Origin of the sequence: Streptomyces sp. NRRL WC-3549 (assembly GCF_000721935.1) — a bacterium.
In the GTDB taxonomy this organism is placed as follows: Bacteria; Actinomycetota; Actinomycetes; order Streptomycetales; family Streptomycetaceae; genus Streptomyces.
This window is the reverse complement of sequence record NZ_KL585432.1, coordinates 36,975-44,046: the sequence shown is the minus strand read 5'-3', so window position 1 is coordinate 44,046 and position 7,072 is coordinate 36,975. Positions and strand designations below refer to the sequence as shown.

The window sequence follows — 7,072 nt, the reverse complement described above, 5'->3', positions numbered from 1 at the left end:
CGCGCGCACCGCGCGGGAGCACTTCGCGAGCAAGGGGCACCTTCCGGGGGTCCGCCGGGCCGCCGGCTGCGTACCGGAAGGGCCGGTGCCGGAGGGGACCGCGCTCACCACGAGGGAGAGGAGCTGACCGATGGGAGCCACCGGAACAGGCACGGCGCCGGGGCAGGGGCTGACCTGGAGCCTGCGCGGGCGCGGCCCCGAGGACGTGCCGGTGCCCGCCGACCCGGGGCCGCCGGGCGGCCGGCCGGCGCCGCGGGCGACCGGGCGCGGGGTGCGGGTGTGCGTGGTGGACTCGGGCGTGGAGCGGGACCACCCGCTGGTCGGCCCGGTGGACGGCTCCTGGGTGGTCGTCAAGGACACGGAGGGCGGTGGGATCTCGGTCGAGCCGACGACGACCGGTGACACCTGCGGGCACGGCACGGCGTGCGCGGGCATCATCCGCCGTACCGCCCCCGACTGCGAGCTCCACAGCGTCCGGGTGCTCGGCGAGCGGTTCTCCGGCACGGGCGACGTCCTGATGGCCGGGCTGCGCTGGGCGGTGGACCAGGGCTTCGACGTGGTGAACCTGAGCCTGTCGACCACCCGCACCCGGTTCGCCCCGGAGCTGCACCACCTGGCCGACCGCGCCTACTTCGCCCGTACGGTGATCGTCGCCTCCGCGCACAACACCCCGGTGGAGAGCTTCCCCTGGAGGTTCGCCTCGGTGATCTCCGTCGGCAGCCACCAGGAGGACGACCCCGAACTCCACCTGTACAACCCGGAGCCCCCGGTGGAGTTCTTCGGGCCGGGACAGAACGTGACGGTGCCCTGGCTGGGCGGCCGGACGATCCGGACGACCGGCAACAGCTTCGCCACGCCCTACGTCGCGGGGCTCTGCGCGCGCGTCCTCTCCGCGCACCCCAGCATGACGGCCTTCCAGCTCAAGAACGCCCTCTATCTGTCCGCGGCCAACGTGCACACCGGCCCGCGTCCTTCCACAGCGGCAGGAGATACCTGTGACTCCGAGAACTGACCTCACGCTCCCCTTCCCCGCCCCGGGTGACGCCGCCCGCCGGGAACTGCTCCAGTCCGTCGTCGACGTGGCCCGCGCGATCTTCGGAGCCGCGGCCAGTTCCGTCTTCCTGCTCGACGAGGAGGCGGACGAACTGGTCTTCCAGGCGGTCTCCGGCGAGGGCGAGGAGTTCCTGGTGGGGCGTCGTTTCCCGGCGGGGCGGGGGATCGCGGGCTGGGTGGCGGTCTCCGGAGAGCCGATGGTGGTGGACGACCTGAGCAGCGACTCGTCCTTCGACCGCTCGCTGGCCGAGTCCACGGCGTACGTGCCGGACGCGCTGATGGCGGCCCCGCTGATCAGCGACTCCCGGGTCCTGGGGGTACTGGAGGTGCTCGACCCGTCGCCCCAGGCGCGTTCGGGCGTCCGGGAGCTTGACCTGCTGGCGATGTTCGCCCGGCAGGCCGCCGCCGCGCTGCGGGTGGCCGCCCCGGCCCCGCCCGGCGCGCCGGGCACCGGCCGCGCCCTGGACGGTGCCCGGCGGGAGGACGCGTTGCAGTTGCTCGGCAGCCTGGAACGGCTGCTGCGGGGCACGGGCTGAGGAGACGGTACGTACGCTGGGCCGCGCGGGAGTGACGTCCCGCGCACACCGGCCCCGCGCAGGACGGAAGGACTCACCGTGAAGCTCGCTTTCTCGACCCTCGGAGTGCCGGGGATGTCCGTGACCGAGGTGGTACGGCTCGCCGCCGGGAGCGGCTACCAGGGGGTGGAGCTGCGCGCCCATCCCGAGGAGCCGGTCCACCCGGGCCTCACCCCGCTCGAACGGGGCTCGGTGGCCGAGGAGTTCAAGCAGGGCGGGGTGGAGATCCTGACCGTCGCCGGATACGCCCGGGTCGCCGCCGAGGGCGACGACGAGCCGGTGCTGGCCGAGCTCGCCGGGCTGGTGGACCTGGCCCACGACCTGGGCGCGCCGTACGTCCGGGTGTTCCCGGGCGGCGGGGGCCTCGCCCCGGACGAGGCGGACGCGATCGCGGCGCGGCGGCTCGGCTCGGTCGCCCCGCACGCCGCCGACCGGGGCGTACGGGTCCTGCTGGAGACGCACGACTCGCACCGCGCCGGGGCCGACGTGGCCCGGGTGGTGGGGACGGTGGGGCACGGGTCGGTCGGTGCGATCTGGGACGTGATGCACACCTGGCTGGCCGGCGAGGAGACCCCGGCCAGCCACGCGGTACTCGCCCCGCACCTGGGCTACGTCCAGGTCAAGGACATCGCCTCGGCCGAGGACACCACCCCGCTCCCCCTGGGGGCGGGGGTGCTGCCGCTGGGGACCTGTCTGGACCTGCTGGACCCCGGCACGTGGGTCTGCTGGGAGTACGAGAAGCGCTGGTACCCGGAGGCGGCCGAGCTGCCGGGTCTGCTGGCCGCCGGCCGGGAGCACCTGCTGCGGCTGGGCGCGCCGAAGCAGTAGCCCGCCCCGCGTCCCCGGGCGCGGCGGCGGGGCGCGGGCCCGGCCGGGACGGCCCTGCGGTACGGCGGCTGTGCGCACCCGGCGGCCCGCGTGCACGGTGGCGGCGGCGCGGGAGCGGGGGGCCGCGGCGGGGCCGTCCTGAGCCCGGGGCGCCGACACCGCCCGGCGGCCCGCCCCGGGGGGCCATGTCCGGGCATGTCCCCCGTCGCCCCCGCGTGTCCCGGCCGTTCCCGGGAGGGCCCCTTGACTGGTAGTTACTTTCCCTATATCCGTACCTACTTGGAAGTTTCTTTCAGCACCGGAAGGGGCTCACGTGCACCACCGCACCTCCAGACGCACCCTCCTCACCGCCACCGCGGCCACCGCGGCCGCCGCGGCGACCGGCGTCGTCGCCGTGCCCGGCGCCGCCCAGGCGTCCGGCGCCTCCTCGGACAACCGCCTCAAGCGGCTCATCGCCCGGATGAGCCTGGAGGAGAAGGTCGGCCAGCTCTTCGTGATGCGGGTGTACGGGCACTCCGCCACCGCACCCGACCAGGCGGACATCGACGCCAACCTCGACGAGATCGGGGTGCGGTCCGCCGCCGAGCTGATCTCCCGCTACCACGTCGGCGGGATCATCTACTTCACCTGGGCGCACAACACCCGCGACCCGCACCAGATCGCCGACCTCTCCAACGGCATCCAGCGCGCCGGGCTCGCCCAGCCCACCCCGGTCCCCCTGCTCGTCTCCACGGACCAGGAGCACGGCATCGTCTGCCGGGTCGGTGAACCCGCCACACTGCTGCCGGGCGCCATGGCCCTCGGCGCGGGCGGCTCGCGCTCCGACACCCGGGAGGCGGCCCGGATCGCCGGTGCCGAACTGGCCGCCCTGGGGATCAACCAGAACTACGCCCCCGACGCGGACGTCAACGTCAACCCGGCCAACCCGGTCATCGGCGTACGCTCCTTCGGCTCGGACCCGCAGTCCGTCGCGGGCCTGGTCGCCGCGCAGGTGAAGGGCTACCAGGGCGCCGGGGTCGCCTCCACGGCCAAGCACTTCCCCGGTCACGGCGACACCAGCACCGACAGCCACACGGGCCTGCCCGCCATCCTCCACACCCGTGAGCAGTGGGCGGAGCTGGACGCCCCGCCGTTCCGGGCGGCCGTCGCCGCGGGCATCGACTCGATCATGACCGCGCACATCGTGGTACCGGCGCTGGACCCCTCGGAGGACCCCGCCACCCTGTCCAGGCCCATCCTCACCGGCATCCTCCGCGAGGAGCTGGGATACGACGGGGTCGTCGTCACCGACTCCCTCGGCATGGAGGGCGTCCGCACCAAGTACGGCGACGAGCGCGTCCCCGTGCTCGCCCTCCAGGCCGGTGTGGACCAGCTGCTGAACCCGCCGGACCTCTCCGTCGCCTGGAACGCCGTCCTGAAGGCCGTGAAGAGCGGCGAGATCACCGTGGCCCGCATCGAGGAATCGATCCTGCGGATCCTCCGGCTGAAGACGAAGCTCGGCCTCTTCCGCGACCCGTACGTCACCCGACGGGGCGTGGACCGCACCGTCGGCACCAAGGAGCACCTGGCCACCGCCGACCGCGTCGCCGAGCGCACGACGACCCTGCTGGACCACCCCGGCCGGCTGCTGCCGCTGTCCCGCCGTACGCACCGGAACGTGCTGGTGGTCGGTGCCGATCCCGCCTCCCCGTCCGGCACGACGGGCCCGCCCACCACCACGCTCACCGAGGCCTTCCGCGAGCTGGGGTTCACGGCGAGCGCCCTGCCCACCGGTACGGCCCCCTCCCAGGCGACGATCGACCAGGCGGTGGCCGCCGCGGCGGGCAGGGACGCCGTGGTGGTGGCGACGTACAACGTCACCGCGACGAGCTCCCAGCGCGCCCTGGTCGGCGCGCTCGCGGCGACGGGCGTCCCGGTGGTCACCCTGGCGATCCGCAACCCGTACGACATCGCCCACCTGGCGGGAACGGGGTACGCGGCGAGCCTGGCCGCCTACTCCTGGACCGACGTCGAACTGCGGGCCGCCGTCCGGGTCATCGCGGGCCGGGCCCGGCCGCGGGGCCGGCTGCCGGTCCCGGTCCAGCGCGCGGACGCCCCCGCGCAGACGCTGTACCCCGTCGGCCACGGCCTGTCGTACTGACGGGCCCGCCCCGGCGGCCGCGTCGGGGCAACGCCGAGCCGAACGTCCGACGCTGGGCGAGGACAGGCCGGTGAGGTGCGCGCACCGGGTGCGGTGAGAGGCCGTCACCCGGTGCGCGCCGCCCTCACGGGCGCAGGTTGCCCCGGTTCCGCTCGATCTCCGCGTCCCGCTTGTCCAGACGCGCGTCGAACTTCGCCAGCGGCTTCGCCTGGGCCGGGTCCGCCTGGACGCCGGCCGGGGCGACGCCCGCCCAGCGCAGGATCGCCGCGGTGGCCTTCGCCTTCTCGTCGGCGACGAGGCCGGCGACCTTGGAGCCGTGGTTGCCGCCGGGCACGGTGTAGACGTAGCTGTCCCGGGCGCCCCGGCCGAGGTGGAAGGGTTCGGCGCCCCACGGGTCGTTCTGGCCGTAGACGTACATCATCTGCCGGGCGTTGTTCTTCACCCACTTGTCCACGTCGCGCATCACCGACGGCTGGAACTTCATCGGGATGGAGCGCGGCACGAAGGGGCGCGGCGGCTGGTAGCCGTAGCGGCTCAGGTTGCCGAGCCAGGGCTGCTTGATGTCCGGCGAGCCGAGCTGGGTGCCCGCCTGGTAGTAGTACGGCGTGTACTGCTCCAGGCCCTGGTCGGAGTAGGCGGAGAAGCCGGAGATCCGGTCGATCGAGTCCCAGATCTGCTGGTCGGTGGCCGTGCGCGCGTCGGCCGGGATCGCGTCGCAGTCGGCGAGCAGGCTGTACTGCCAGAACGCCCAGACGTAGTCCATGACGACGGCCTCGTACGCCTTGTCGAGGGTGCCGACGGTGGTGAAGGTGAGGCCGTTGCCGGCGGCGTAGGCCGCCATCTTCCTCTCCAGCGGTTCCCGGCGGACCAGCGCCTCGCGCTGCACGCCGTTCAGCCGGTCGCGGCACTCCTTGGTGCCGACCTTCGCGAAGAACCGGTCGTACGCCGAGTCCTCGGCGTTCACCACGTCGTTGGGCGCGACGTAGGCGACGACGCCGTCCATGTCCTTCGGGTAGAAGCGCTCGAAGTAGGTGGCGGTCATGCCGCCCTTGGAGCCGCCGGTGGCCAGCCAGTTCTTGGAGTAGATCTTCTTCAGCGCCGTGTAGACGCGGTGCTGGTCACTGGCGGCCTGCCAGATGTCGAGCTTCGACCAGTCGGCGGGCTGCGGGCGGGACGGGGTGAAGAAACGGTACTCCAGGGAGACCTGGTTGCCGTCGACGATCTGGGTCGGCTCGCTGCGGCTCGGTGTGGTCGAGACGTTGTAGCCGCTGGTGTAGAAGACCGTGGGACGGCTGGTGTCCTTGTGCAGCAGGGTGATCCGCTGCTGGAACGTCCCCTTGGAGGGCTTCTTGTGATCGATCGGCTGGGTGTACTCGAGGACGAAGTAGCGGTAGCCGGGGTACGGCTTCTCCTCGATCAGGCTCATGCCCGGGACGGCCAGGATGCGGTCCCTGATGTCCTTGGCGCTCTCGCTGCCGCTGGTCGAGCCGCTGAGCGTCGCGGCCGGTTCCGCGGCGGTGGCCGCACCGGCCGAGGCTCCCGTCGCACTCACCGTGCCGATGAGCACCGCGAGCGAGAGAACCCCTCTGAGCATCTTGCGCATGCACCCTCCCCTTGATTCACGACAGACGCCGTGAACTTAGTGGGGGTGACACCTTTCACGCCAGACCCCATGGCGTGTCAGCACTGGATCCACCCGGTGGAGCCCGTCCCGCCGCCGACGGATCCGGACACCCTGACGCACCGGTTCAGGGCGTGGACCCGGACCGGTCCGGCCGGCGTGGCGAACTCCCCCTGGTCGACGACCGCACGGCCGCCGCGCGGTTGCAGGGACACCTTCGACTCCTGACGCGCGCCGGGGTTCTCCGCGACGGTGACGGCACAGGCGTAGGCCTTGGTCTTGTAGACGCGCAGCGAACCGGTGGCGAACGTCACCGTCTTGACCAGCCGTCCGGGACAGGACGCGGCGGCCCGCGCGGTCCCCTCCCGAGCGGTGCCGAGCACGAGTCCGGCCGCGGCGAGCAGCGGCAGCACGAGCAGGAACGCCGTGAGACGTCTGCCGGTGCGCCTCGTCCGCCCCTGCGCCCGCCCTGGTGGCCGTACGGATGCCCTCAGCGGTCGCGCGGCCCTGCCCAACTCGTCCACCCCGCCCCTGTCGTCGCACACCTGACGGCCCGTCCGACATGTGTGCGTATCCCGGTACGACGCCTCGCGCGGGGCGAAAGGTTCCGGACGGCGGCGGGCGGTGGGCCGGCCCGCCGTCCCGGTGTCAGACGTTGACCGGCGCTCCCTCCCCCAGGTCCTCCCCGAGGTCCTCCCCTATGAAGGTGCGCCACAGCCGGGTGTAGCGGCCGCCCAGGGCGAGCAGTTCCTCGTGCGTACCGTCCTCGGCGACCCGGCCCCCGTCCATCACCACGACCCGGTCGGCGCGGGCCGCCGTGGTCAGCCGGTGGGCGACCACGAGGGTGGTGCGGCG

At 73.4% G+C, this 7,072-nt stretch carries 7 protein-coding genes; 4 read left to right on the top strand and 3 right to left on the bottom strand.

Translation table 11 applies throughout. The features are described from left to right. Nucleotides 1-130: 130 nt before the first annotated feature. From IH13_RS0130870 to IH13_RS0130855, 4 genes are all read left to right on the top strand, one after another. Entirely contained in the window at nt 131-1,012 is an 882-nt protein-coding gene (locus IH13_RS0130870) for a S8 family peptidase (RefSeq protein WP_031089466.1), read from the top strand. Beyond that, nucleotides 996-1,589 carry a GAF domain-containing protein gene (locus IH13_RS0130865; protein WP_031089464.1) on the top strand — a complete coding sequence of 198 codons (594 nt, stop codon included), beginning with the start codon at nt 996-998 and terminating at the stop codon, nt 1,587-1,589. The genes IH13_RS0130870 and IH13_RS0130865 overlap by 17 nt, the downstream gene beginning before the upstream one ends. A 78-nt stretch (nt 1,590-1,667) precedes the next feature. Beyond that, complete coding sequence (locus IH13_RS0130860; protein ID WP_031089461.1) at nt 1,668-2,456, top strand: sugar phosphate isomerase/epimerase family protein; 789 nt, start codon at nt 1,668-1,670, stop codon at nt 2,454-2,456. A 313-nt stretch (nt 2,457-2,769) separates the two neighbouring features. Continuing rightward, nucleotides 2,770-4,596, top strand: a complete 1,827-nt coding sequence (locus tag IH13_RS0130855; protein WP_031089459.1) for a glycoside hydrolase family 3 protein — start codon at nt 2,770-2,772, stop codon at nt 4,594-4,596. 124 nt (nt 4,597-4,720) lie between these two features. On the opposite strand, the gene IH13_RS0130850 is transcribed toward IH13_RS0130855, so the two are convergent. From IH13_RS0130850 to IH13_RS0130840, 3 genes are all read right to left on the bottom strand, one after another. After that, on the bottom strand, nt 4,721-6,199 hold the full coding sequence (locus tag IH13_RS0130850; protein WP_031089457.1) for a S28 family serine protease: 1,479 nt from the start codon (nt 6,197-6,199) through the stop codon (nt 4,721-4,723). Between the two features lie 77 nt (nt 6,200-6,276). Beyond that, the gene (locus IH13_RS0130845) at nt 6,277-6,630 is read right to left on the bottom strand and encodes a hypothetical protein (protein ID WP_324605206.1); all 354 of its coding nucleotides are present in this window, start codon (nt 6,628-6,630) and stop codon (nt 6,277-6,279) included. Nucleotides 6,631-6,865: 235 nt separating this feature from the next. Beyond that, nucleotides 6,866-7,072, bottom strand: a 207-nt coding sequence (locus IH13_RS0130840) for a hypothetical protein (protein ID WP_031089453.1), incomplete at its 5' end; no start/stop codon positions are given.

Excerpts from the sequence above, each read along its gene's own strand:
- IH13_RS0130850 (WP_031089457.1), bottom strand. The coding sequence starts at position 6,199 with ATGCGCAAGATGCTCAGAGGGGTTCTCTCGCTCGCGGTGCTCATCGGC.
- IH13_RS0130870 (WP_031089466.1), top strand. The coding sequence starts at position 131 with ATGGGAGCCACCGGAACAGGCACGGCGCCGGGGCAGGGGCTGACCTGG.